The sequence below is a fragment of the Bradyrhizobium sp. SZCCHNR1093 genome, from assembly GCF_032381175.1.
Lineage (GTDB): Bacteria > Pseudomonadota > Alphaproteobacteria > Rhizobiales > Xanthobacteraceae > Bradyrhizobium.
Map to the genome: position 1 here is coordinate 59,125 of NZ_JAUHJJ010000011.1, position 25,353 is coordinate 84,477.

At 66.1% G+C, this 25,353-nt stretch carries 22 protein-coding genes; 8 read left to right on the top strand and 14 right to left on the bottom strand.

The window, feature by feature from the left end; genetic code table 11:
* Positions 1–43: 43 nt before the first annotated feature.
* Positions 44–1,270, top strand: coding sequence for an MFS transporter (locus tag QX070_RS27180; protein WP_315740233.1), 1,227 nt, complete (start codon positions 44–46; stop codon positions 1,268–1,270).
* Here the strand turns inward: QX070_RS27180 and QX070_RS27185 are convergent.
* From QX070_RS27185 to parC, 5 genes are all read right to left on the bottom strand, one after another.
* Complete coding sequence (locus QX070_RS27185; protein WP_315740234.1) at positions 1,267–1,701, bottom strand: universal stress protein; 435 nt, start codon at positions 1,699–1,701, stop codon at positions 1,267–1,269. The genes QX070_RS27180 and QX070_RS27185 overlap by 4 nt on opposite strands.
* Before the next feature lie 62 nt (positions 1,702–1,763).
* Positions 1,764–3,038: an adenylate/guanylate cyclase domain-containing protein gene (locus QX070_RS27190; protein ID WP_315740235.1), complete on the bottom strand. Its 1,275-nt coding sequence runs from the start codon at positions 3,036–3,038 to the stop codon at positions 1,764–1,766.
* Between the two features lie 37 nt (positions 3,039–3,075).
* Positions 3,076–3,480, bottom strand: coding sequence for an arsenate reductase (glutaredoxin) (gene arsC, locus QX070_RS27195; RefSeq protein ID WP_315740236.1), 405 nt, complete (start codon positions 3,478–3,480; stop codon positions 3,076–3,078).
* Between the two features lie 206 nt (positions 3,481–3,686).
* Positions 3,687–4,649 (bottom strand): cation diffusion facilitator family transporter, encoded by a 963-nt coding sequence (locus tag QX070_RS27200; RefSeq protein WP_315740237.1) that lies wholly within the window; start codon positions 4,647–4,649, stop codon positions 3,687–3,689.
* Between the two features lie 83 nt (positions 4,650–4,732).
* Positions 4,733–6,985, bottom strand: a complete 2,253-nt coding sequence (parC, locus tag QX070_RS27205; RefSeq protein WP_315740238.1) for a DNA topoisomerase IV subunit A — start codon at positions 6,983–6,985, stop codon at positions 4,733–4,735.
* A gap of 397 nt (positions 6,986–7,382) precedes the next feature.
* Between parC and QX070_RS27210 the strand changes: the two genes are divergently transcribed.
* The 6 genes from QX070_RS27210 (at position 7,383) to QX070_RS27235 (ending at position 14,068) form a co-directional block, all read left to right on the top strand.
* The gene (locus tag QX070_RS27210; protein ID WP_315740239.1) at positions 7,383–8,213 is read left to right on the top strand and encodes an alpha/beta hydrolase; all 831 of its coding nucleotides are present in this window, start codon (positions 7,383–7,385) and stop codon (positions 8,211–8,213) included.
* A gap of 694 nt (positions 8,214–8,907) precedes the next feature.
* Positions 8,908–9,279 carry a hypothetical protein gene (locus QX070_RS33080; protein ID WP_409998904.1) on the top strand — a complete coding sequence of 124 codons (372 nt, stop codon included), beginning with the start codon at positions 8,908–8,910 and terminating at the stop codon, positions 9,277–9,279.
* A 254-nt stretch (positions 9,280–9,533) separates the two neighbouring features.
* Positions 9,534–10,745, top strand: coding sequence for an ABC transporter substrate-binding protein (locus QX070_RS27220; protein WP_315740240.1), 1,212 nt, complete (start codon positions 9,534–9,536; stop codon positions 10,743–10,745).
* Positions 10,746–10,755: 10 nt separating this feature from the next.
* A complete protein-coding gene (locus QX070_RS27225; RefSeq protein ID WP_315740241.1) occupies positions 10,756–12,489 on the top strand; it encodes an FAD-dependent oxidoreductase in 1,734 nt (577 codons plus the stop codon).
* A complete protein-coding gene (locus QX070_RS27230; RefSeq protein ID WP_315740242.1) occupies positions 12,486–13,247 on the top strand; it encodes a glucose 1-dehydrogenase in 762 nt (253 codons plus the stop codon). The genes QX070_RS27225 and QX070_RS27230 overlap by 4 nt, the downstream gene beginning before the upstream one ends.
* A 32-nt stretch (positions 13,248–13,279) precedes the next feature.
* On the top strand, positions 13,280–14,068 hold the full coding sequence (locus tag QX070_RS27235) for an IclR family transcriptional regulator (RefSeq protein WP_315740243.1): 789 nt from the start codon (positions 13,280–13,282) through the stop codon (positions 14,066–14,068).
* 3 nt (positions 14,069–14,071) lie between these two features.
* On the opposite strand, the gene QX070_RS27240 is transcribed toward QX070_RS27235, so the two are convergent.
* The 3 genes from QX070_RS27240 to QX070_RS27250 all read right to left on the bottom strand — a co-directional run bounded on the left by QX070_RS27240 (position 14,072) and on the right by QX070_RS27250 (position 18,070).
* On the bottom strand, positions 14,072–14,695 hold the full coding sequence (locus QX070_RS27240; protein ID WP_315740244.1) for a glutathione S-transferase family protein: 624 nt from the start codon (positions 14,693–14,695) through the stop codon (positions 14,072–14,074).
* Positions 14,696–14,805: 110 nt separating this feature from the next.
* Positions 14,806–16,407 carry an FAD-binding protein gene (locus QX070_RS27245; protein ID WP_315740245.1) on the bottom strand — a complete coding sequence of 534 codons (1,602 nt, stop codon included), beginning with the start codon at positions 16,405–16,407 and terminating at the stop codon, positions 14,806–14,808.
* Between the two features lies 1 nt (position 16,408).
* Positions 16,409–18,070 carry an acetolactate synthase large subunit gene (locus QX070_RS27250; protein WP_315740246.1) on the bottom strand — a complete coding sequence of 554 codons (1,662 nt, stop codon included), beginning with the start codon at positions 18,068–18,070 and terminating at the stop codon, positions 16,409–16,411.
* A 155-nt stretch (positions 18,071–18,225) separates the two neighbouring features.
* On the opposite strand from QX070_RS27250, the gene QX070_RS27255 reads away from it, so the two are divergent.
* Positions 18,226–19,284 carry a LysR family transcriptional regulator gene (locus tag QX070_RS27255; protein ID WP_315740358.1) on the top strand — a complete coding sequence of 353 codons (1,059 nt, stop codon included), beginning with the start codon at positions 18,226–18,228 and terminating at the stop codon, positions 19,282–19,284.
* A 22-nt stretch (positions 19,285–19,306) separates the two neighbouring features.
* Here QX070_RS27255 and QX070_RS27260 read toward each other — a convergent pair whose 3' ends face one another.
* The 6 genes from QX070_RS27260 to QX070_RS27285 form a co-directional block, all read right to left on the bottom strand.
* Complete coding sequence (locus QX070_RS27260; protein WP_315740247.1) at positions 19,307–19,717, bottom strand: ACT domain-containing protein; 411 nt, start codon at positions 19,715–19,717, stop codon at positions 19,307–19,309.
* A 9-nt stretch (positions 19,718–19,726) separates the two neighbouring features.
* On the bottom strand, positions 19,727–20,713 hold the full coding sequence (locus tag QX070_RS27265; RefSeq protein ID WP_315740248.1) for a glutathione S-transferase family protein: 987 nt from the start codon (positions 20,711–20,713) through the stop codon (positions 19,727–19,729).
* A 151-nt stretch (positions 20,714–20,864) separates the two neighbouring features.
* The gene (locus QX070_RS27270; RefSeq protein ID WP_315740249.1) at positions 20,865–21,911 is read right to left on the bottom strand and encodes a DUF2278 family protein; all 1,047 of its coding nucleotides are present in this window, start codon (positions 21,909–21,911) and stop codon (positions 20,865–20,867) included.
* Between the two features lie 30 nt (positions 21,912–21,941).
* Positions 21,942–23,690 (bottom strand): phospholipase D-like domain-containing protein, encoded by a 1,749-nt coding sequence (locus QX070_RS27275; protein WP_315740250.1) that lies wholly within the window; start codon positions 23,688–23,690, stop codon positions 21,942–21,944.
* A gap of 294 nt (positions 23,691–23,984) precedes the next feature.
* On the bottom strand, positions 23,985–24,725 hold the full coding sequence (recO, locus tag QX070_RS27280; RefSeq protein WP_315740251.1) for a DNA repair protein RecO: 741 nt from the start codon (positions 24,723–24,725) through the stop codon (positions 23,985–23,987).
* Positions 24,726–24,970: 245 nt separating this feature from the next.
* Positions 24,971–25,351: a hypothetical protein gene (locus QX070_RS27285; protein ID WP_315740252.1), complete on the bottom strand. Its 381-nt coding sequence runs from the start codon at positions 25,349–25,351 to the stop codon at positions 24,971–24,973.
* Positions 25,352–25,353 lie beyond the last annotated feature (2 nt).

Here is a 25,353-nt window from a genome sequence, read left to right on the forward strand (position 1 = left end):
GGCGTGGTGATGATGGCCGCATCATCACATCAGGTTCCTCTTCATGCCTCCTTCTCCCGCCCTGCCCGCCGGCTTCCACCGCCTCGCCTGGTCGAACCTCACCGCGCAATCGGCCGAGCAGATCGCGCTCGCCGCAGCACCGATCGTCGCGGTGCTCGCACTCGGCGTTGGCGAGGGCGCGACCGGCCTGCTGCAGACGGCGCTGACCGCTCCCTTCGTGCTGTTCGCGATCCCTGCGGGGCTGCTCGCCGACCGGATGTCGCGACGGCTGCTGATGGCCCTGGCAGAGACGCTTCGCGCGCTCGCGCTGCTCGCGATCCTCATCGCCTTCGCGTCCGGCGCGCTCACGCTGCCGCTGCTGGCGGCGCTCGGATTCGCGGCGGTGTGCGGCACGGTCGTGTTCAGCGTCGCAGCGCCTGCCCTGGTGCCGAGCCTCGTCGCCCCGGCCCAGTTGGCGTCCGCGAATGCGCGCATCGAGCTTGCCCGCACCATCGCCTTTGCCACCGGGCCCGCGCTGGGCGGCATGCTGGTCGGCTGGATCGGCGGCGCTCCGGCCTTCGGCTGCGCCGCGGCGCTCTCGCTGATCGCAGCCATGTGCCTGGCCGGCATCGCCGAGCCCGCCCGTGCGCCGGTGCCGCGCCGCCATCCGCTCGCCGACATCCGCGAAGGCGCCGCCTTCGTGCTGCATCATCCGCTGCTGCGGCCGGTGTTCGTCACCCAGTTCATCTTCAACACCGCGCATTTCCTGCTGCTCGCGGTGTTCGTGCCCTATGCGGTGCACCGGCTCGGCCTGTCGGCGGGAGGCGTCGGCACGGTGCTGTCGATGTTCGGCGTCGGCATGGTGTGCGGTGCGCTGCTGGCGACGCGCATCATGCGGCGGCTGCCGTTCGGCACCGTCATCGGGCTCGGCCCCGTCACCGGCTTCGCCGCGGCGCTCATCATGGCACTGACCACGTTCGTCCCCTCGCCCTACCTTGCCGCCCTCAGCTTCTTCCTGCTCGGCGCTGGGCCGATCCTCTGGGTGATCTCGACCACGACGCTGCGGCAGTCGGTGACGCCGGCGGGCCTGCTCGGGCGGGTGTCGGCCATCAACATCCTGAGCTATGGCGCCCGTCCGCTGGGCTCGCTGCTCGGCGCGGTCGTCGGCGGCCGTTACGGCGCCGACATGTGTCTCTACCTCGTCGCCGCCATCTTCGGCCTGCAGGCGCTCGTCATCCTCGCCTCGCCGGTCGTCGCGATCGCGCGCCAGCCGGAGCCGCAGCCCGCCTAGCGATAGACCAGGATCGGCACGGTCGAATGCGTCAGCACCTTCAAGGTCTCGCTGCCCAGGATCGCCGAGACGCCGCGCAGCCCATGCGAGGCCATCAGCACCAGATCGCAATGCTGCTTGCGCGCGGTCTCGACGATCGCCTCATAGGGCTTGTCGTGCTCGACGCAGAGCGTGGCGCAGGCGACGCCGGCCTGCTCCGCGTCGTCCTTCACATGATCGAGGTATTTCGCGGTCTGATCGGCCACCAGCGACTTGTATTGCGCAAGCGCCTTGGTCGCAGCGTGGGGATCGACGACCAGCGAATGCAGCGGCGTCGACACCACCAGCGCCGTGACCCTGGCCCCGGTCGCCTTGGCGAGCGCGATACCGTGCTTGATTGCGGCCTTGGAAAGGTCGGACCCATCGGTCGGCAGCAGAATATGTTTGTACATGAGCTTTCACCTCCCGGCAGAGGATGCTGGGCAGACTCGCTTCTGCTGGGCATTGACGTGGGTCAAGGGTGCGACATCTCGTCCGCCAGGTAGTTCTCGTAGGCCCGCGTGGCCGATGCGCTGCCGGCAAGTTCCGGATCGAGCGTGAAGAGATCCTGCGCGCGGCCGATGCCGCGCAGCGCGTAGCGTCCGGTCGACACCAGATAGCGGCGACCTTCGTCGTCGAGCCCCTCGCAGAACTCGGAGGATGCCAACAGTTCACGATCGACCGAGCGGCACATCGAGGCGATGCGGCTGACCTCGTTGACGGCCGGTCCCACGACGGTGAAGTCGAGCCGGTCCTCGCTGCCGATATTGCCGTAGAACACCTCGCCGACATGCAGGCCGACATAGGCCGAGGTGACGGGCCGTCCCTCGCCGGCGCGCCGCGCGTTCAGCTTCATGATGTTCAGCCGAAAGCGATGCTCGGCGCGCAGCGCAGCGTGACGGGCCGAGGCCATGTCGCCGCCGGTGAAGATCGCCAGCACGCCGTCGCCGATCAGCTTCAGCACGTCGCCGCCCGACTCGTAGATCGCGTCGATCGATGCCTCCGCATAGTCGTTGAGCAGCGGGATGATCTCGTCCGGCGAGATGCTCTCGCTGATCGCGGTCGAACTGCGCAGGTCGGAGAACCACAGCACCGCATTGATGCGCTCGGTGACACCGCGGGAGATCCGGCCGCGCAGCACCTGCTCCGAAGCATCGCGGCCGAGATAGACGCGGCCAAGGGTTCGCACGATATCGACCTGCTGCGCGGATTTGATCGTCAGCGCGAGCAGCGGGACCAGGTCGCGCAATGCGCCGATCTGCGTGTCGGTGAAGCCGCCGTCACGTCGCGTCAGCCAGTTGGAATAGAAGCAGTCCATCTGGCCGAGCGTGCCGGCTTCCCCGAACCGGTGCACGAAGGCGAGATAGTGCCGATGCCCCTGTGCGGAAAGCTCCTCGATGACCGGAAAATCGAGATGCGCACAATTCGTGAAGTCGATGCTGAACTCGTCATGGCCGTTCTCCAGCATGTGGTGGAAGACCGAGCGCCGCCAATTCTGTGCCGCCTCTCCCTCATTGCTGGAGCCATATTCAAAGCTGTCCGCTTCGTTCGTGTCGAAATCGTTCCAGCGGAAGCCACGCCCCTCGAAAATCGGATGCAGCGTATCGATGATCGCAAGGCTGCGCGACAATTCAAGCCCGGCCACGCGGCAGCGCTCGCAGAAGCCGCGCAGGATCTCATTTTCGGGCATGCCGGTCAGGCTCTGAGCCACGAGCCAGTTCGCCACTTCGAGACGGGTCGCCGTATCCATGGTTTCAGCTCACCAACGCGTCACGATCCGGAAAGCTTCAGGCAGGCCGGCTCACCACCTCGCCGTCCTCCTTGGTGAAGGAGGAGACGGGATGATCGAGCAGGTCGAGCACAAGTTCGGACGGGCGGCAAAGCCGCGCGCCCTTGCTGGTCACCACGATCGGCCGGTTGATCAGGATCGGATGCGCGAGCATCGCCTCGATCAGCTGGTCGTCGGTCCATTTGGAATCGCCCAGCCCAAGCTCGGCATAGGGCGTGCCCTTTTCGCGCAGCACGTCGCGCACCTTGACGCCCATCGCGTTGATCAGCGCAATCAGCTGCTCGCGGCTCGGCGGGCTTTTCAGATATTCGATCACCTCAGGCTCCTCACCCGAGGCGCGGATCATCGCGAGCGTGTTGCGCGACATGCCGCAGGCCGGATTGTGAAAGATCGTCACGGGCATGGGCTGTCCAGTCGTTGCGTTCCAAAGGCACATTCCCGTGCCATGCGTCTCACCCCACGCATCGTGTCCCTGATGGTGCGGCCGCGATGCGGGAAATGGTCACTGTTACCACGGCGCCGCCGCCGGCCGGAATGGGAACTCCGCCGGTCGAGAGAAATCGCCGGCGCGCTGTGCAGACTGGCTGGCGGGAGCTGACCCATCGCGGCTCACACCACGTCGGCAGGAGCGAGCTTGCAGGCGCAGCCATCGGCCTCGATCTGCAGGGTCGGATGCTGGATGTTGAAGCGATGTGACAGCTCGGCGCAAACGCGATGCAGGAATGCATCATCCGTTCCGCCTGCCCGTACCAGATGCGCCGTCAGCGCGGTCTCGTTGGTGCTCATCGCCCAGATGTGGAGGTCGTGCACCTCGCTGACGCCGTCGAGGGAGGCGAGATATTCGCGCACCTCCGGCAGCGCGATGTCGCGCGGCACAGCGTCGAGCGCCAGATTGACGCTGTCGCGGGCGAGATCCCAGCCACTCAGGAGCACGACGAGCGCGATGACCAGGCTGACCACCGGATCGATCCACAGCCACCCCGTCCAGATCGTGACCAGCGCCGCGACGACCACGCCGAACGACACGGCGGCATCGGCGGCCATGTGCAGGTAGGCGCCGCGAATGTTGAGGTCGGTGTCGCGGCCGCGCATGAACATCATCGCGGTGGCGCCGTTGATGGCGATGCCGAGCGCGGCGACCCACAGCACGGTGGTGCCGGCCACCTCGCCCGGATTGCGCAGGCGATCGAACGCCTCGACGGCGATGCCGCCGACCACCACCAGCAGCAGCCCCGCATTGATCAGCGCCGCCAGAATCGAGGCGCGGCGATAGCCGTAGGTATGGCGGTCGGTCGGCCGCCGGCCCGCCAGCCATAGGGCGCCCCAGGCCAGGAGCAGCGACATCACGTCGGACAGATTGTGGACGGCGTCCGAGATCAGTGCCAGTGAATGCGCGGCATAGCCGAACACAAGCTCGGCGATGACGAAGGCCGTGTTGAGCGACACGCCGATCGCAAAGGCCGCACCAAAGCTCACCGGCGCATGGCTGTGGCCGGCATGGCCGTGGGCATGTGAGGGGCCATGATCATGGGAATGGTCATGGCCGTGATGATGAGAATGCGAGTGCGCCATCCAACGTGCCCCCGGGCGATCGCGCACCTCGCGATCGCCCGCTGCCTGATATAGACGGCCGCTCGACGGATACTATTACGTCGCTACTCGATCGGCCGGTTGAACTTGTTCGACTTCGGCAGCCCCTGCGCGATGCGCCCGGCATCGGCGCGGTTGCCGCGGTAGTCGGCCAGCTCCTTCCAGCTCAGCCCCTGGTCGCGGCCGGCGGAATCCTTCCAGGCCAGTCCCTGCTTCTGCTCGAAGGTGGTGACGTCGGAGAGCTGCGCGCTGGTGTATTTCTGCAGCCGGACGCCGCGGCCGCGCGCCATCTCCGGCACCTGGTCGAGCCCAAACACCACCATCTTGTGGTTGGTGCCGATGACCGCGACCTGATCGCCCGCGACCGTCGTGATCGCGCGCGCTTCCGCCGGCGCGGTCACGTTGAGCACCTGCTTGCCCTTGCGGGTGTTGCTGACGCAATCCTCCTCCTTGACCACGAAGCCCTGACCGTCCGAGGCGGCAATGAGGAACTTGCGCTCCCCCTTGTTGACGAACATCGACACGATCGAGGCGTCCTGGTCGAGGTCGATGAACATGCGGATCGGCTCGCCGTGGCCGCGGCCGCCGGGCAGCTTGCCGACGTCCAGCGAGTAGAACTTGCCGTTGCTGGCGAACAGCAGCACCTTGGAGGTGTTCTCGGCGAAGAACGCCTGGCCGAGCTGGTCGTCGGTCTTGAACTGCAGGTTCGACAGGTCGGCGACGTGGCCCTTCAAGGTGCGCACCCAGCCCTTGTCGGAGACGACGACGGTGACCGGCTCGCGCTCGATGAAGGCTTCTTCAATAGCGGCGAGATCGTGCTCCGGCGCGTCGGCGAAATTGGTGCGGCGCTTGCCGAGCGGCGTCTTCGGCCCGAACATGTCGCGGACCGTCTTGACCTGCTCGCCAACCTTGGCCCATTGCAGCTCCTCGGATCCGAGCAGCGCATTGATGCCCTTCAGCTCGCCGCGCAGATTCTTGTCCTCGGTGCGGATCTCCATTTCCTCGAGCTTGCGCAAGCTACGCAGGCGCATGTTGAGGATGGCCTCGGCCTGCACCTCGGTGAGCTTGAACGTCTTCATCAGCACCGGCTTGGGCTCGTCCTCGGTGCGGATGATCCTGATCACCTCGTCGATGTTGAGGTAGGCGATCAAATAGCCACCGAGAATCTCCAGCCGGTTCTCGATCTGCTTCTTGCGGTAGTTCGAGCGCCGCAGCAGCACGTCGCGCAGATGGTCGAGCCATTCGCGCAGGCACTCGGCCAGGCCCACCACCTTGGGGATGCGGCCTTTGATCAGCACGTTGAGGTTCAGCGGAATCTTGCTCTCGAGATCGGTGAGCCGGAACAGCGATTCCATCATCAGCGCCGGATCGACGTTCTTCGACTTCGGCTCGATCACGAGCCGCACGTCCTCGGCCGACTCGTCACGGACGTCGCCGACCAGCGGCAGCTTCTTCTCGTTGAGCAGCTCTGCGATCTTCTCGACCAGCCGTGACTTCTGCACGAGATAGGGAATCTCGGTGATGACGACGATCCAGGTGCCGCGGTTGCCCTCCTCCTGCTTCCACTTGGCGCGGACACGGAACGAGCCGCGGCCGGTGGTGTAGGCCTCGATGATCGACTCCTTGGAATCGATCACGGTGCCGCCGGTCGGGAAGTCCGGCCCCTTCACCCAGCGCAGCAGCGCGCGCGACTTGGCGTCAGGCTTCTCGATCAGATGCAGCGCGGCGTCGCAGAGCTCCGCGGCATTGTGCGGCGGAATCGAAGTTGCCATGCCCACCGCGATACCCTGGGCGCCGTTGGCCAGCAGGTTCGGGAAGCCGCCGGGCAGTACGACCGGCTCCTTCGACTGGCCGTCATAGTTCGGCCGGAACTCGACGCCGTCCTCGTCGATGCCTTCCAGCAGCAGCCGCGCGACATCGGTCATGCGCGCTTCGGTGTAGCGGTAGGCTGCCGGATTATCGCCGTCGATGTTGCCGAAATTGCCCTGGCCGTCGACCAGCGGATAGCGCGAGGAAAAATCCTGCGCGAGGCGCACCATCGCGTCGTAGATCGCCTGGTCGCCATGCGGATGGAACGAGCCCATCACGTCGCCGACGATCTTGGCGGATTTCTTGAACGCCGTGCCCGGGTCGAGCCGCAGCAGCCGCATGCCGTAGAGGATGCGCCGGTGCACGGGCTTGAGGCCGTCGCGCGCGTCCGGCAGTGCGCGGTGCATGATGGTCGAGAGCGCGTAGGCGAGATAGCGCTCTTCCAGCGCATCCCGGAGCGTCACCTCGTGAATCTCGGCTGGTTCCGGCGGAATCAGTGATTTTCCCATTCGCGTTGAGCTTTCAGTGGGTTAGCCCTTGAGCCTGAGCTAGCGTGAACGATTTGGGAACAGGCTTTATGCGATGATGCGCTGGGGCGCAATGTCGGCCCTGCCCGGTTCCCCGAGGAAAAAGCCGGGACTTCGGCCGCGGAACCGCAACCCGGCCCGAAAATCATGCAGTTCACGTGACGCCGACGCATGTCGCAACGCTCACGGATTGAGCAGCCGACCCGCGTCCCGTTGAGGTGCAACGATGTCGCACACGAGTCTGTGTAGCTGAGATCGTCACCCGCCGTCGCTAAGGTGACGGCGCTCATCCTCGCCGACGCAACGGCCCTGCGAGGAGAGCCATCGCGCCGCGCCTTGAACGCGGCAGATCCCATCCAGTGAGAAAGGCAGATGCTCCATGAGCTCAGGATTCGTGACGACATCGGACGGCACGCAGATCTTCTACAAGGATTGGGGCTCGGGCCAGCCCATCGTCTTCCACCACGGCTGGCCGCTGTCGTCCGACGATTGGGACGCGCAGATGCTGTTCTTCCTCGACAAGGGTTTTCGCGTCATCGCGCACGACCGGCGTGGTCACGGCCGCTCCAGCCAGACGGAGACCGGCAATGAAATGGACACCTACGCCGCCGATGTCGCTGCGCTTGCCGCGAAGCTCGACCTGCGAGACGCGATCCATGTCGGCCACTCCACCGGCGGCGGCGAGGTCGCGCGCTACGTCGCCAAGCACGGCAAGGGCCGCGTCGCCAAGGCCGCGTTGCTCGGAGCGGTACCACCGATCATGCTGAAGACGGCGAGCAATCCCGGCGGACTGCCGATCGAGGTGTTCGACGGCTTCCGCACGGCGCTCGCCGCCAACCGCGCGCAATTCTTCCTCGATATTCCGACCGGCCCGTTCTACGGCTTCAACCGCGACGGCGCCAAGGTCTCCGAAGGCGTGATCCGCAACTGGTGGCGCCAGGGCATGATGGGCGGCACCAAGGCCCATTACGATTGCATCAAGGCCTTCTCGGAGACCGACTTCACCGAGGACCTGAAGGCGATCGACGTGCCGGTGCTGCTGATGCACGGCGAGGACGACCAGATCGTCCCGATCGACGATTCCGCGCGCATCGGCATCAAGCTGTTGAAGCACGGGACCTTGAAGACCTATCCGGGATTTCCGCATGGCATGGCGACCACGCATGCCGACGTGATCAATGCCGACCTGCTGGCCTTCATCAAGGGGTAGCTCGATCATTGCACTTCGCCGAATGCGCATTCCGATGCCGATGAAGCGATAGATCTCAAATCTTGCTCGTCATGGCCGGGCTTGTCCCGGCCATCCACGCAGCACTGCACACGCCGAACGACGTGGATGCCCGGGACAAGCCCGGGCACGACGAGTTCGGGGCTACCATTGATCCACTATCTCAATTTCCGCGTTGGAGACGTCGTCCTGCCTTCTCGCGACGCGCTCCGCGCCCGAGCTATCAGGATCGATCACCCTCATCTAACAGAGGGCGCAGGGAAGGCCGGACCTCGACTGAGGCCCGTGGCCCGCCTGCGAAAAAAAATGCAGGCGGCAGGTACCACAGGTCAGCCGGACGACCCGGCCCTCCCTGTGCGATGGGCTTACGAGTTATACGCAGTCTCCCCGGTGTCCGGCTTGTGAGCCACCGTCGCCCCTGGGATCATCACCCACGGACTTGGCGCCAGCATCGGGGCGCCAGGACGCTGCGATTTCCTCGTCCTGCCGGACACGTTCGTCCGCGCGCACATGCACGCTGCGATCCGACAGGCCACCGCTCCCCGCTTCCTACGTCTCGTGACGATCGCGATGCGCCCCTCATGTGGAGGCGGGATGCCGGGAAACATCGTCCTGATTTGCCCGACGACACAAGGCGCGCCCCCTGCGGCAGATTGGCTCGACGGGCAATTGGCGCATGGGAGATCGCGCAATTCTGCATATCAGAAGCGGGACCACGCAGCTCAGCGCAACCGCGGGAACCGATAGCGCCCAAGGCGCGTTCTCTCCGCATCAACGTAATGCGTATGCGATATCAACCGAAGCACGACCTGCTGGCGGGCATCTTTGCATGAAGAATTTTTCCGATGCGTCCTTTTCGCCTGATGTCATCGCGCTGATGACCGAAGCCCTCAACGCGTCGGTCGCCGCGCTGCCTGAGCCGGTGAGTTCGACGAACGTGAACCTGCTTGCGGAAGCCGTGCTGCGTGCCGCCAAGGCCGGCGAGCGCGACGTCACCGCGATGCAGCGGCTCGCGCTGCTCGAACTGCAGATCATGCCGCGCATGTAGAGCGGATCACAGGCTTTCCTACAGTCGTAAAGCATCCCCAACGCGCTCACTTCGGGACCTCTTGGTTCGAGATGCGCCGCACGCGGCGCTCCTCACCATGAGGACGTCGGATCGCGCCTGACGCGCCGCCGGCCTCCATCTTCTATCCCCCGGCCGCTGCGCCACGTCCCACCCGTTCGCAATTGACAAATTTATTCGTCAATGTCTAATTCCCATCACCGCCGACAGAGCGGAGCAAAACGGGGAGGATCTTCATGCGACGGCAGCTGCTCGCCTGCGCGTTCCTGGCAACGACATCATTCATCGCGACAGGCGCTTCAGCCCAGGTTTCTGACGACGTGGTGCGGATCGGCGTACTCACCGATCTCTCGAGCTGGGGACGCGACAACAGCGGGCCGGGCTCGGTCGAGGCGGCCAAGATGGCGGTCGAGGAGTTCGGCCCCAATGTGCTCGGCAAGCCGATCGAGATCATCAGCGCCGATCACCAGATGAAGACCGACGTCGGAACGACGGTCGTGCGCGACTGGTTCGACAACGGCAAGGTCGACGCCGTCGTCGACATCCCCAACTCCGGCATCGCGATTGCCGTGCACAACATGGTGCGCGAGCGCAACAAGATCGCGCTGCTGTCCGGTCCCGGCGCGAGCTCGCTGACCGACGAGCTGTGCAGCCCGAACACCGTGCATTTCACCTATGATACGTATGCGCTGTCCAAGGTGACGACTTCGGCCGTGATCGGCCAGGGCGGCAAATCCTGGTACTTCATCACCGCGGACTATGCCTTCGGCCAGCAGTTGGAGAAGGACGCCACACGCTTCATCAAGGAGCTCGGCGGCACCATCCTCGGCGGCGTCAAGCATCCGACCAACACCGCCGACTTCTCCTCCTTCGCGCTGCAGGCGCAGAGCTCCAAGGCCGACGTCGTCGCCTTCGCCAATGCCGGCCAGGATACCGACAACGCGATCAAGCAGTCCGGCGAGTTTGGCCTGGTGAAGGGCGGCCAGAAGCTGGTGGGCCTCCTGATGTTCGACACCGACGTGCATGCGATCGGGCTCGAGGCCGCGCAGGGCACCTACATGACCACGGCGTCCTATTGGGCGATGGACGAGGCCACCCGCGCCTGGTCGAAGAAGTTCTACGCTCGCGCCAAGGTGATGCCGACCATGATCCAGACCGGCGTCTACGGCTCGGTGCTGCACTATCTCAAGGCGATCAAGGCGGCCGGCACCGATGATCCCAAGGCTGTCATGGCGAAGATGCGCGAGCTGCCGATCGAGGACACCTTCGTTCACGGCGGCAAGTTGCGCGAGGATGGCCGGGTCATCCGCGACATGTACCTCGCCCGCGTCAAGAAGCCGTCGGAGTCGAAGGAGCCGTGGGACTATCTGGAGATCGTCAAGACCGTGAAGGGCGAGGATGCGTTCCGGCCGGTCTCCGAGTCCAAGTGCCCGTTGCTGAAGAAGTAGGAGCGCGCGCATGAGCGGAGCCGATACCAAGGACGGCGACAGCTATGATTGCGACGTGCTGGTGGTCGGCTCCGGCGCGGCCGGGCTGTCAGCGGCGGTTACCGCCGCCCATGCCGGGCTGAAGGTCCTCGTCACCGAAAAGGAGCCGCGGTTCGGCGGCACCACCGCGCGCTCCGGCGGCTGGCTGTGGATCCCCGGGACCTCGCTGGCGAAGGCGTGGGGCATCGACGAGCCGCCCGAGCTGGCGCGCAGCTATCTGCGTCATGAAGCCGGCAACAGTTTCGATGCGGCGCGGGTCGATGCGTTCCTGAGCAAGGGCCCGGAGGCGGTCGACTTCTTCATCGGCAAGACGGCACTCAAGTTCGACATGCCGCTGACCTTCCCTGACTATCACGCGGAGGCGCCGGGCGGCACGCAGGGCGGCCGCTCGATGGTGACGCGGCCGTTCGACGGCCGCGAGCTGGGCGATCACATCAACGATCTCGGCCAGCCGCTGCCCGAGCTCACCGTGTTCGGCATGATGCTCGGCTCCGGCAAGGAGATCATCCATTTCATGCGCGCGACCAAGTCGCTGGCGTCCGCGTTCTATGTCGCCAAGCGGCTGTCGAAACATGCGCTGGACGTGCTGCGCCATGGCCGCGGCATGACGCTCACCAACGGCAACGCGCTGGCAGGGCGGCTGGCGAAATCCGCGTTCGATCTCGGCATTCCCCTGTGGCTGTCGTCGCCTGTGGCGGAGCTGATCCGCGACGGCGATGCCGTGCGCGGCGCCGTGGTGACGCGACAGGGCAAGCGCATCAGGGTCAATGCGCGGCTCGGCGTGGTGCTTGCCTGCGGCGGCTTCCCGCATGACGTCGAACGACGCAAGGCGATGTTTCCGCATGCGCCGACCGGCCAGGAGCATGTGTCGCCCGGCCCTGTCGGCAACACCGGCGACGGCCTGCGGCTGGCGGAAGCGGTCGGCGGCCGGGTCGAGGACGGCCTGCCGCATGCGGCGGCCTGGGTGCCGGTCTCCGTCACCACGCGCAAGGACGGCAGCAAGGGCGTGATGCCGCACTTCATCGACCGTGCCAAGCCCGGCGTGATCGCAGTGACCGCGGACGGCGTGCGCTTCGCCAATGAAGGCAATTCCTACCACGACTTCGTGCAGGCGATGGTCAAGGCGGCCAAGCCCGGCCGCGAGATCGCTGCCTGGCTGATCACCGATCACCGCTCATTGCGCCGCTACGGCCTCGGCTGCGTACCACCGTTCCCGATGCCGCTCGGGCATCATCTCAGCACCGGCTATCTCAAGCGCGGCGCGACGCTCGCCGAGCTCGCGCGCGTAGCCGGCATCGACGCGATGGCGCTGGAAGCAACCGTCGCCGCCTTCAACGCCGATGCGGCGCTGGGCCAGGATCCGACCTTCGGCAAGGGCTCGCGCGCCTACAATCGCTACCAGGGCGATGCGCTGCACGGGCCGAACCCGTGCGTGGCGCCGATCAAGGACGGGCCGTTCTACGCGATCAAGATGGTGATCGGCGATCTCGGCACCTATGCCGGCATCCGCACCGACGAGCATGCCCGCGCGCTCGATGCGCAGGGCCAGCCGATCGAGGGGCTGTATGCCGCCGGCAACGACATGGCGAGCATCATGGGCGGCAACTATCCCGGCGCCGGCATCACGCTGGGCCCGGCGCTGACCTTCGGCTACATTGCCGGCCGGCATCTCGCCGAACGCGCCAGGCAAAGGAGCCCCGCATGAGCGACAGTCAGATGTTGGCCGGCAAGCTCGCGCTGGTGACGGGCGCGGCGCACGGCAATGGCCGCGCGATCGCGCTGGGGCTCGCCGGCCGCGGCGCCGACGTGATCATCACCGACATCGACTTGGAGGGCGCCGAGCGCTGCGCCGCCGAGATCCGCGATCACGGCCGCAAGGCGTGGGCACATCGGCTCGACGTCACCGACGCCGCGGGCTGCACCGCATTGGCGGCGCAGTTGCGCACCGAGGTCGGCGCCATCTCCATCCTCGTCAACAACGCCGGCATCATCATTCGCGAGGGCATCGACTCAGCCCGCGCGCCACAGAACTGGCAGCGCGTGCTCGACGTCAATCTCAACGGCGTGTTCAACGTCACCTACGCGTTTCTCGCCGCGTTGCGCGCGACGCGCGGCACGATCGTCAACATCGCCTCCGTCGCCTCCTTCATCGGCATCAGCAACACGCTCGGCTACTCGCCCTCCAAGGGCGGCGTGAAGTCGCTGACCCAGGCGCTGGCGCGCGAGCTCGCCGCCGACGGCATCCGCGTCAACGCGATCGCGCCCGGCGTGATCGCCACCGCGATGACGGAGTCGACCCGCAACGATCCCGAGCGGCTCGCCGGCTTCATGAGCCGCACGCCGCTCGGCCGCGTCGGCCAGCCCGAGGAGCTCGCGGGCCCGGTGGCGTTCCTGGTCTCGGACATGGCGTCCTACGTCAACGGCGTGACCTTGCCGGTCGACGGCGGCTTCCTGGCGGTGTAGGCACGGCGCCGGACCAGGGGGCACAACGAGACATGGGACGAGAGAGCCGCGGCATCCAGTCGATCGAGGTCGGCGGCACCCTGCTGCAGGCACTGGCGCGCAGCGGCGAGCCGATGATGCTGCGCGACCTCGCGCGCGAGGCCGGGCTGCCGCCCGCCAAGGCGCATCCCTATCTCGTCAGCTTCTCGCGCATCGGTTTGATCGAGCAGGACGAAACCACCGGACGCTACGAGATCGGCCCGCTCGCGCTCGAGCTCGGCCTGATCAGCCTGCGGCGGCTGTCGGCGGTACGGATCGCAACGCCGAAGATCGCCGCGCTCGCCGGGGCCATCGATCACGCGGTGTCGCTCGCCGTGTGGGGCACCAACGGCCCGACCGTGGTGCGGCTGGAGGAGCCGAGCCATCCGGTGCACATCGTGATGCGCGTCGGCTCGATCATGGCGCTGCTGGAGACGGCAACCGGCCGGGCCTTCGCGGCGTTCCTGCCGCCGAAGACCGTGAAAGCGGCGCTGGACGCCGGCCTCGACCATCTCGGCGTCGGCTACAATCCGAAGCGCTCACCAAAGAGTCCGAAGGTCGCCGAGATACTGGCCGAGGTGCGCGCGCAGGGGCTCGCGCGCGCCGTCGGCGATCCGCTGCCCGGCGTCAACGCCTTCGCCGCGCCGGTGTTCGATCACGCCGGCCACGTCGCACTGGTCATCACGGCGATGGGCCCGGCCGGCACCTTCGACGCCGGCTGGCAGTCACCGCTGGCGACGCGGCTGCGTGCCTGCGCGGCCGAGATCTCCAAGCAGCTCGGCCACGGCATCGCGCAGCCGTGACGCTCAGGCCGCGACCGAGCGCTTCTCCGGCCACGGCTCGGCCCACGCCGGCAGCCGCATCAGGCCATCGAGCCAGCGCACGATGTTCGGAAACGCCTCCATCGGCATCTCGGCCTCGCGCCAGTCGGTCGCCATCGACGCCGCCGCGAAATCGGCGATGGTGAGCCGGTCGCAGGCGATGTGGCTGCGCGCCCGCAGATGCGCATCGAGCACGGCGGCGAAGGTCTTCAGGTTGGCGACCTTGCCGGCCAGCGCGGCACGGTCAGGCACACCGAGGCCGAACGTCTTGCGGACGATGTGCTCGAAATAGAACGGTCCGACCGCCGGCGCCCAGTGGCAGTCGTTCCATGCCAGCCAGCGCAGCACCTCGATCTGCTCCTGCGGATCGCGCGCCGGCCACATGTCGCAGCTCTCGCGAATGCAGAGGTGCGCCATGATGGCGGTCGACTCCCACAGCACGGTGTCGCCATCGACCAGCACCGGCGCCTTCATGTTGGGGTTGAGCGCGGCGAACTCCGGCGTCTTCAGGCCGCGGCTGATATCGATGAACTCGGCGGGAACGCCGAGGTGCTTCACCAGCGCGAGCACGCGGCGCGGCGCCTGGGCCTTGATCCAGTAGATCTTCATGACGGGTCTCCATCTCCTGTGCCTTGAAGACGAACGTAGCAGCACCGGATCGACAGCGACGGAGCAAAAATTCAGCGACGGTTCCGTCGACTCGTACGGTTCCCGTAGCGTCACATTGCGCGCACCGCCGCCCGTGCGGTGAGAATGCAACCCGGCAGGAACGTACCCTCCAGCGATCGCTTGCCGGACGCGCCGCCGCCGCCGAAGCCGGCCGCTTCGCCGACCGCATAGAGGCCGCCGATCGGCGCACCCGTGGTGTCGAGCACCCGGCTCTGCAGATCGGTCTTGAGGCCGCCGAGGCTCTTGCGGGTGATGAGTTGCATGTGAATGGCGATGTAAGGCCCGGCGCCCGGCGCCTGCAGCGGCGCAGGCTTGCAGGTGCGGAGCTTGTCGGGCCCCCATTGCCGCGCGTGCAGGATGCGGCGCAACTGGTCGTCGTTGTGGAGCTTGTCGCCATTCCCAAAGTTCGCGTCGAAGGCGTCGGCGGTGGCCTGCAGCACCTCCGGCTTCACGTCGCCGGTGCCGGTCAGCGCATTCATCTTGGCGGCGAGACCGGCCAGCGTCTCGTCGACCAGGAAATGCCGGCTCTCGCGCTGCATCTGCCTGACCAGGCGATGATTGCCGAACAGGGTCTCCTTGAGGAACATCGGCATCTGCCGGTCGCGGATGCGCGGATTGTGCTCGGCCCCGGAGATGGCGAACTCCTTGGCGGCGATGCGCCAGTTCAACAGATGCCACGTATACGGCTTCTCCTGCGCCGCGACGCGCTGGCACAGATCATGGGTGTCGAAGCCGGTCACCAGCGGCTCGGGCCCGATGCGCTCGCCCCTGTGATTGAGCCACAGTGCCGATTTGCACGGCACCAGCGACAGGCCATGGCCGTCGAAATGCGGAAACGGATGCGGGATGCCGGCGGCGTAGTTCCACATCTCGCCGGCATGCGTGATCTCGGCGCCGAGCGCCTCGGCCGCGTGGTGATGCAATTTGCCATCAGAGAACGGATGCGCGCCATTGAGCATCGCCTGCGGCAGCGGCCGGCTCTTCAGCCAATTGGCGCGGGCCTCCGCATGGCTGCCATTGAGGCCGCCCATCGCCAGCACTGTCAGCGGCGCGGCGATGCGGATTTCGGCGCCCGTCTCCTCGTTGACGGCAACCACGCCCGATACGGCGCCGGCAGCGCGATCGAGGCTGACGACGCGGTGACGGTGCAGCACCGTCAGCCGGCCGCCGCTATCGGCCGCACGCATCGCTTCGATCATCACGCGCGTGAGCCGCTGCGAGGTGCCCCAGACGATGTGATAGCGCGGCAGCGCATTGCCGTCGCCGTGCCGGCCGCGCTCGACCCAGTTCACCGCCGGCATGAACGTCACGCCGTGCGCCAGCAGCCAGTCGTAAACGTCGCTGCGCGAATGCGCGACGTAGTAGCGGGCCCATTGCAGCGGCCAGTGCTCGACGGCATCGAGCTCGCCAAACCTGATCCAGTCGCGCAACGCGATCTCGGGCGTATCCGGGATCTTCATGCGCGCCTGCAACGGCGTCCCGACCAGCGCCATGCCCCCGAACGCCCACAACGCCAGCCCGCCGAACCGCTCGGGCGTGTCCCGGTCCACGATGGTCACCGACTTGCCGGCGCGCAGTGCCTCCAGCGCGGTGACGATGCCGGCGAGACCGCCGCCGGCGATGACGACATCGGATTGCAGCGTCGCGCTCATGTCACGGCGCGATCTTGCGCTTGAGCATCCGCGCCACCGGCAGCGGGACGCGGTCGAGCGATCCCAAGAGGTGCGGCAAAAGCTTCAGCTTGAGGCCGGTCAGCGCCGGCGGCACCATGGCCTCGATCAGATGCGGCCCCGGCCGCGCCAGCGCTCCCTGCAACGCGCTGGTGAATTCGTCCGGCGTGCCGACGCGGGTCGCGCGTACGCCCATGCCGTCGGCGATCTGCGCGAGCTTGAGGACCGGTCCGTGAAGGTCGAGCTGCGCCCGCGCCTTCGGTCCGATCTCCTCGGCGCCGACCCGCTCCAGCTCGACGTTGAGCACCGAGTAGGATGCATTGTTGAAGATCACGGCGGTGACGTTGAGCCGCTCGCGCGCGATCGTCCACAGCGACTGGATCGTATACATCGAGCTGCCGTCGCCGATCAGCGCGATCACCGGCCGGTCCGGACAGGCGATCGCCGCCCCGATCGCATTCGGCAGCCCCTGCCCGATGGCGCCGCCGGTCAGGGTGATCAGATCGTGGCGCGGAGCGCCCGCGGTGAATTTCGACAGCATCAGGCCGGAGCTGATCGCCTCGTCGATGATGATGGCGTTCTCGGGCAGGAGATGACCCACGGCCTTGCAGACCTTTTCCGCGGTGAGCTTCTTGCCGCGCGGACGTCCGGGCCGCGAGGCCGGTGACAACGCCGGCGTGGCGCGCGCTGCCTCCAGGGCGGCGGCCAGCCTGGTCAGGCTGCACGCGGCGTGCTGTGCCGGCGTCGACAAGGTCAGCACCTTGCAGCCGTCATGCGGCAGATAGCTCTTCTTGCCGGGATAGGCGAAGAACGACACCGGCGCCTTGGCGTCGACCAGGATCAGCGTGTCGATCTCCTTGAGCTGGATCTGCGCCATCTCGGCGAGATAGGCGATCCGCTCGACGGCCGGCAGGCCCGCTCCACGCTGCATGCGTGTCGGAAAGGTTTCGGCGTAGACCTTCACACCGCAGGCCGCGGCGATGCGCGCGGCCGCCAGCAGGGATTCCTCGTGCAGCGCCGTACCACCGAGCAGAAGCGCGCTGCGGCCGCCCGACTTGATCGCCTCGGCGACGGCCTGCACAGCGGAATCGTCGGCGGGCGCCGGCGGCTCGATCACCGGCGCCGGCTCGGCGACGCCTCCCTCACCCCAGGACACGTCGGCCGGCAGGATCAGCGTCGCGACCTGCCCGGGCCAGGAGCATGCCGCCTTCACGGCCGCCACCGCGTCACGGCACAGCTCCGACGTCACCTGCGAGGTCCAGACGAATTCCGGCGAGACGTTGCGTGCGACGGTCTCGATGTCGGACTGGAGCTGCGCGTCATACGGGACATGATAGGTGGCGTGGTCGCCGACGATGTTGACGACGGGCACCTTGCCCTTGCGCGCATTGTGCAGATTGGCGAGGCCGTTGCCGAGACCGCAACCGAGATGCAGCAGCGTTGCCGCGGGCGTGCCGGTCATCCGGGCGTAGCCGTCCGCCGCACCGGTCGCCACCCCTTCGAACAGGCACAGCACGGCGCGCATCTCCGGCGCGGAGTCCAGCGCGGCGACGAAATGCATCTCGGAGGTGCCGGGATTGGTGAAGCAGACCCGGATGCCGGAATTGACCAGGGTCCGTATCAGAGCTTGTGCGCCGTTGGGCATGAGAAAAGCCTGTTGCGGGGAAACTGCCGCAGCTCGGGGCGACTTGGCCGGCCCCGCCATGGCATTTCCCCTGTTTATATTTGCGCCATTTTGGAATTGACGGTCTCAGAAATCCAATGAATTGTTATGGCTTGATCAATGATTTCGGTGCATCGATGTACACCCCCACCCTGCGCCAGCTGCAGCAGTTAGTCTACCTCGCGGAAGAGCGGCATTTCGCCCGGGCGGCCCAGCGCGCCCACGTCACGCAGTCGGCGCTGAGCCGCAGCTTGCAGACCCTGGAGGACGCCGTCGGGATGCGGCTGTTCGACCGCAGCTCGCGCTCGGTGGAGATCACACCGGTCGGCGAGCGACTGGTGGCGCGGGCCCGCTCGCTCCTGTCGAGCGCAGACGACCTTGGCCGCGAGATGCGCCTGCTGCGCTCGGGAGATGCCGGCGAGGTGACGGTGGGCGTCGGCGCGTTCACCGGGCTGACGCTTCTGCCGGATGCCATGGCGCGGCTGTATTCGGAGCACCCGTCCGTGCGCATCATCGTGGTACAGGACAATTGGCGCGCCCTGATGGAGGTGCTGCAGCAAGGAAAGCTCGATTTCTTCCTCGCGCACATCACCGACATCCGCGCCGACGACAGCCTCGACATCGAGCCGCTCGGCGGCCTTCCAGGACACTTTTACTGTCGGGCGACTCATCCGTTGGCGCGCCGACGGGAGCTTTCGGCACGCGAGCTCGCCGGCCAGCACTTCGCTTCCGTTGCGCTGCCACCGGAATTCAGCAGGCGCCTGGAAGCGCTCATCGCTGCGCCGGAGGGCCGCGGCTTCGACGTCGCGCTCGAATCCGAGAACGCGAGCCTGCTGATTCAAATGGCCATTCGCTCCGACATCGTGCTCGTCGCCGGCGATGCCGTGCTCACCCATGAGCTCGCCTCCGGCCAGTTGGTCAGGCTCAACGTGGCCGAACTGAAAGAGCCGCGCGCGTCGGACCTGCTGATGGCGCAGTTCGGCATCCTGCGGCTGAAGGGACGGACCCTATCGCCCGCAGCGATGATGCTGATGGACCTGGTGCGCGCGCAAGCTGCGCGAACGCTGACCGGACCACGCCGGCCGCCAGCTCCCCGCGCCGCACGTGACACGCATCGGTCTCGACCCGTCCCACGCAAGAAGCCGAGCACAACCGGACGTAGCCAATCGCGTCATCCCACCAGGGGCAAAGCCTGACTCGGTCGCCGGCCTTGCGCAATCATCTGCTGGCCGCGCTGCGGGACAGCTCCTGCAGAAGCCGCATCGCCTGCTCTCCCTGCGCTTCCGGGACGAACAGGTGATCATGATGAAAGGCCGAGACAGCGTTGACGCTGATGCCCGCCCCTGCGAGGCAGGTTGTGACCGCGGCGAGGAAGCCGACCGCATCGAGCGCTGATAGCACCGACAGCGTGATCAGGCGCGCGACGAACTGATACGGCAGCCCGACCTGCTCGGCGTCCTCGCGCCGGACGATCAGCGTGATCCCTTCGCGCTCTCGAAACAGCATCAAGGGCGTCAGCTCGGCCGGGATGTCGTGATGCGTATCGACAGTGCAGAACACGAAGACATCGTCCTGCAGCTCCGGAGCCATCGTGCGCAGCAGCGTATCGAGGTTGGGTTCGCCCGCCATGGATCCTCGTCAGTTCGCCGCGAGGCGCTCGCGACCATGCGGCACGGTGAAATCCTGCAGCGGCCCGACCGGGACGATGCCGGTCGGGTTGATGGTGCGATGGCTCTCGTAGTAGTGCCGCTTGATGTGCTCAAAATTCACTGTCGCGGCAATCCCCGGCCATTGGTAAAAATCGCGCGTGTAGGCTGAAAGATGCTGATAGTCGGCGATGCGGCGGATGTTGCACTTGAAGTGGCCGACATAGACGGCATCGAAGCGGATCAGGGTCGTGAACAGCCGGATGTCGGCCTCGGTCATGGTGTCGCCGAGCAGGAAGCGGCGGGTCGACAGCCGCTCCTCCAGCCAGTCGAGCGTGGCGAACAGCGGCCCGATCGCCTCCTCATAGGCTCCCTGCGTGGTCGCGAAGCCGCATTTGTAGACGCCGTTGTTCAGCGTGTCGTAGACGCGCACATTGATGGCGTCGATCTCATCGCGCTGGGCTTGCGGATAATAGTCACCTTGCCTGGCGCCGACGCCGTCGAACGCCGAGTTCAGCATGCGGATGATCTCGGATGACTCGTTGTTGACGATGGTGCGGTTTTGCTTGTCCCAGAGCACGGGCACGGTGACGCGGCCGGAATAATGCGATTCCGCGGCGGTGTAGACCTGATGCAGAAGGCCGGCGTGATTGACGCTGTCGGCCACGACGCCCGGCCCCTCGGCAAACGTCCAGCCCTGCTCGCGCATCAGCCAGTGCACGACCGATACCGAAATCATGTCATCGAGCCCCTTCAGCGCGCGCATGATCAGGGTGCGGTGAGCCCACGGGCAGGCCAGGCTGACATAAAGATGGTAGCGGCCCGCTTCGGCCTCGAAGCCGCCGGTGCCGGACGGGCCCGGACGGCCGTCAGCCGTGACGAAGCTACGGAACGCCGAATCCTTGCGGATGAAACGGCCCCCGGACGCCGCCGTGTCGTACCAGACGTCGTGCCATTGGCCGTCGACCAGGACTCCCATGACGCTCTCCTCCCACAGCGTGGCCTGGGCGGAGGGCCGCAATGTGCCGCCCTTTTGCCTTGGCCCCTCGCATGACAGGAGTACACATCACTCCGCCGCTGCGCCAGCGGAGAGCCCGCGCTTCAAGGCACGGCTCCGCCGAAACACGCGGTCACGACTGGAACGGGATGGTGCGGCCCGGCTGCGCCGCCTGTTCCCGCGTATAGGAGACGCCGTGCACCTTCACGCCCGCGGCATTCAACAGGGTGATGATTCCGCCGCGGTTCGACAGCGCGACCGGCGCGACGATGGGCACCACCAAGGTGGCGCCGCGCGCGATCGTGCCGCTCAGTTGCATGGCGTTCTTCTGCCTGTCCTTGATCTGCCAGCCGGTGAGATCGACGTCGACATCGGCAGTGTTCAGCAGCGTGACCGTCTCCTGCTCCGGCGTGCGCACGTCGTTGACATAGGCCGCGATGATCCGCACCAGCCCATCGGGCACGTCGAGCGGCGGAATGTGGTCACGGTCGGGAGGCGTATGCGGCGCGTTCGGGTGATCGGGATCGGGCGGAAGGATGACCCCTCCGCTGGCATCGTCCGAATGCCAGGCCTGGGTCTGGAACTTCAGGAAGACGGCGACCCATTGCTGCTGGTCGGGAAACTCGAAGAGCAGTCCGCCATCCTGCCAGGGACCGTTGTCCTTGGCGTATTTGCCGGGCGGATTGCCCTGGTTGAAATGGATGTCGTGGATGCCGCGGCCTGGCTTGAAGCCGAAATAGCGGTCGGCCTTGTCCTCCGGTCCCCATGCGACGCCGAAGGCGTAGATGAGAGCCGTCTCGTCCGACATGGCGCGCTGAACGTAGGCGTCGATCTTCTCGTTGAGATCGTTGTCGGGGCCCGCGGCCGACAGCGGCAGCGGCTTCAGCTCCCATGGCTGCATCAGATTGCCCCGGATGAAATCGAGCGCCACGCCGCCGGGCTTGCTCTCCAGCGGATGCAGCCCTTCCGAAAACGCCTTCAGGCCATCGACGATCGGATGTTCGAAGCGCGAGCGGACCAGGAATTCGACCTCGCTGCCATCCTGGGAGCGGACATTGATGGCGATGCGATAGAGCTCACCATCGGCGGAGACCTGCACCTGATAGTGCGGACTGCTTCCCGTCGCCAGACGATTGTTGATGGGCCGACCCTTGAGAAGCGAATAGTCGTTCAATGGCATGGTCGTCTCCAACTCTGTCCGTAACGACATCTAGGACGAGAACAGCAATCGATCGCGTTCGGCCTGCGACCCCTCGACATAGAAGCGCTCGAACCAGGCCGGCTTGCCGGACAATGCGGTCGGCTTGCGCAGCGTGATCGCGGCAGGCGCGGATGCAGCGCGCTGCCGCTCGGACTTGCCGTGGAACGCGTCGCGCATCCGGTTGCGAAACTGCAGGTGATCGAACACGCGGGTGGCCTCGATCGCATAGGAGGTGGCGATCTTTCGGTCCTCGATCATGATGAGATGGTCGCCGTTGCCCTTCTCGCCGCTCGGCGAGAAGTTGCTCGATCCGGTGAACACTTTCGCGGTCGGCAGGCTGAAATCGGTCACCAGGAACTTGTGATGGATGTTACGGCCCTTGCCGCCGGACCATTCGCTGCGGAACGGCTCCGGCGCCTTGCTCGCGAGATAGGCGAAATCGACGAGACCGATCGAGCCGTCGGGCTTGCGCAGCTCCAGGGCGCCGCGCTTGTCGACGGTACCGTAGCTGAAGATCGGCCGCTCCATCACGCGGTCGAACGCCTCCTTGGTCGGACCGTCACCGAGCTGGCTCAGAAATGCGACCGAGTAGAACACGGACGAGGTGGCCTGATCGATCGCGGCCCGGATCGGATTGAGCGAGAGATCAGTGGCCTGATGCGGTGAGAAGCAGAGCTGTACGGTCGGCTTTCCCTCGGTGTGGACGGCGTGCCACTTCTTGGAAAAATCATTCGTCCGGAAGGCCGAGGGGTCCTCGAAGGCGATGTCGAACATCTCGCCGAACAGCCCGGCGACATCAGGCGAATGAAAAACCAGCATGTTGTTGGCCTGAATATAGAGGCCGCGGAAGGTGAAATTGGTCGAGCCGCACAGCACCTTCTCGGGCTTGCCGTTGCGGCGCGTGATCAGGACCTTGTTGTGCTGGAGATTGCTGAAATGCGTGCGCAGCACGGCAGCACCCGCCTGCTTGAAGCGCTTGGCGCTGCGCGATTCCGCGCTGCCGGGCAGCTTGTGGCTGTTATCCTTGGCGTTGGAGTCGTCGATGATCGCGCGCAGCCGCGGGCCGAACTGCTCCAGCAGGCCGATCACGTCGGGCTCATTGAGGTCATAGGCCATCACGTCGAGCGTGAGCCCGGGATCCGCCAGGGCCTCTTTCAAGAAGCCGAACAGGAGGTCGTAGGCCTCGAACCCCAGCCACTCGTAGACGCTGTCGCCGGCCTCGTTGGCGAGGTCGAGCTTCTCGAAGCTCGGCCCGTCGCGGCTCTCGACGGGGATGATCTCGGCATTGTTGCCGAACTGATCGCGATAGGCCTGAGACGAGGCGAAGTTGCGGGTGAAACCGATGTCGATGAGGCCATCATAGGTCACGGCGCTCTGCGTGATGTCGAGCGAGAGGCTGGTCCCTGCCACGAGCGTGCCGTCATTGCGCATGTGCTGCTTGGCGACGCGATACGTATAGACTCCGTCCTTGGGCCGGTAAGGAAAATGGATCCAGCGGAATTTCTGGAACGGCGCCTCGGTCGACGGGAAATTCCGGTTGCCGTCGACCTCCGCGCCGGCCCCGGCCGGATAGGAAAACGCGATCCTGTTGCGCAACTGGGAAAAATCCCGCGCGCCCGGCGACTTCACCTCGATCGAGAATCCGACCAGATCGGGTTCGGGCTCGGCGACGTCGAAGCCGATCATCGTCATGCGCTCTCCACGCCACAGCTTGGACGTGAACCCGTTGCTGGATTTGCTGTTCTCGAAATCGCTCATGATCGAAATGCCCCACGGTGATGAAAAAAGGCGCGCACGAAACGCATCTCGCCGAAGGGCTACAATCTTCGCCATGAGCCGCGGACGACGCAACCTCAAAATGATGCGAAACTGGTCATCAACCAGGATTGTTGCATGATCCTACGTCGGTCATGTGAAGGCGGATGTGAATGACGTCACAGTCGGAGACGGTATCCGGATCAGCTTTGCCGTGATGCCGGCGCGTGTGTCGTCAGTCTCGACGTTGGCGAACAAGCGCGAGGGCACATGACGACGAGCGTCGAAAACCGAGCCCTATCGCGGGGCGGGCCTAGCCCGCGTCACGGCGTTGATGAAGCCCTCGCGGGCGTCGGAATGCCCCTGCCCGCGCGGCTCCAACACGTGACGCAGCAGGAACAGGCCGGTCAGCCGGAAACCGTCGAGAAGATCCTGCTGCGACCAGCCATGGCCCCGCTCGCTCTCGCGCAGGAAGGGCGGCAACGGCAGCAGCCGGTCGGCCCATGGCGCGCCGGCCGTGCGCGACACCGCGCCGCCCGACTTCGGGGATACGTAGATCAGGTCCGAGGTCTCGCCGGTCGCAGCGCAGGAGTAGAGATCGAGCCCGAAGCCGAGTTCGGCGAGGATCGCCAGCTCGAAGCGTACGATGTGGACGGCGGCGCCGCCCGCATCCTCGAAATCATCGAGCGCATGTTCGAGCCGCAGATACATCTCCTCGTGCGGATCGCGCTCCGGCAACAGCCGGGCCAGCGAGGCAAGATGCGTCACGCCGTAGGCGCCGTGTTGCGCGGAGATCAGCCCCGCCGCCCGCAAGGTCAGCGCGTCGATGGCGTACATGCCGAGATGCTCGTCGAGCCGCGCGCGCCAGATCGCGCGCACCGTGTTGCCCGGTTGCAGCACCGGGCGCATGCGCTTGCCGCTGGCCCCGCGCACGAGACCGAGATGCCGGCCATGCTCGCGGGTCAGCAACTCGACGACGGCCGAGGATTCGCCGTGCCGCCGCACGCCCAGCACGATGCCATCGTCGGTCCATTCCATCGGTGTGGGATCTCCACCACTCGCAGACGCCAAGCCGTGAGCGCCAGTCGACGATCAAGCCCCAACGTTGCTCGCCCGTGCTGCCGCCACAAACACCGTCATTGCGAGCGCAGCGAAGCAATCCAGAGTTTCACGCGCAGCCCTGGATTGCTTCGCTGCGCTCGCAATGACGGAATGATCGTTATGCGCCAAACGCAGGGTGGGCACGCTGCGCTTTGCCGACTCTGCATTCTGCATTCCATCCATCACGCGTTGAACCAGCCGCGCGCATCGCCCGTGAACGAGTAGTACAATCCCATCGTCGTCAGCGCGCAGGAGATGACCTCGATGCCGGCATCGAGCGTCATGCCCTTCTGACCAATCACCTGCACCAGGGAGATGTCGGACAGCACCAGCGCCGCCAGCAGCACCCAGCGCGGCCAGTTCTTGCGGCGCTGCGCCGCCAGATAGACGAAATAGAACAGCAGCAGGATGACCACCCCGTTGAGCACGGTCTGCGCGGTGATCATGTCCTCGGTCATGTCGAAGGTCGGCGTCCGATCCGAGACGGCAACAGACAACGCATCCAGCATCAGCGAGATGTAGAGCAGCACTTCGAACCACAACACGTTGCGCGGCACGCTCATTG